Raw genomic sequence first — 622 nt, forward strand, 5'->3', positions numbered from 1 at the left:
GAATGACACGACTTCGGCGGTACGCTTGAGCCCCGCTACATTGTCGGCGCGGAATCACTTGACCAGTGAGCTATTACGCACTCTTTCAAGGGTGGCTGCTTCTAAGCCAACCTCCTGGTTGTCTCTGCGACTCCACATCCTTTCCCACTTAGCGTACGCTTAGGGGCCTTAGTCGATGCTCTGGGCTGTTTCCCTCTCGACCATGGAGCTTATCCCCCACAGTCTCACTGCCGTGCTCTCACTTACCGGCATTCGGAGTTTGGCTAAGGTCAGTAACCCGGTAGGGCCCATCGCCTATCCAGTGCTCTACCTCCGGCAAGAAACACACGACGCTGCACCTAAATGCATTTCGGGGAGAACCAGCTATCACGGAGTTTGATTGGCCTTTCACCCCTAACCACAGGTCATCCCCCAGGTTTTCAACCCTGGTGGGTTCGGTCCTCCACGAAGTCTTACCTCCGCTTCAACCTGCCCATGGCTAGATCACTCCGCTTCGGGTCTAGAGCGTGCAACTCAAACGCCCTGTTCGGACTCGCTTTCGCTACGGCTTCCCCACACGGGTTAACCTCGCTACACACCGCTAACTCGCAGGCTCATTCTTCAAAAGGCACGCAGTCACGAC

General features: G+C 56.1%; 1 rRNA gene. It reads right to left on the bottom strand.

The annotated features are described in order from the left end of the window. Nucleotides 1-622 (bottom strand): 23S ribosomal RNA (locus Q0994_RS33915); the annotation flags it as partial.

Origin of the sequence: uncultured Streptomyces sp., assembly GCF_947488945.1 — a bacterium.
Lineage (GTDB): Bacteria > Actinomycetota > Actinomycetes > Streptomycetales > Streptomycetaceae > Streptomyces.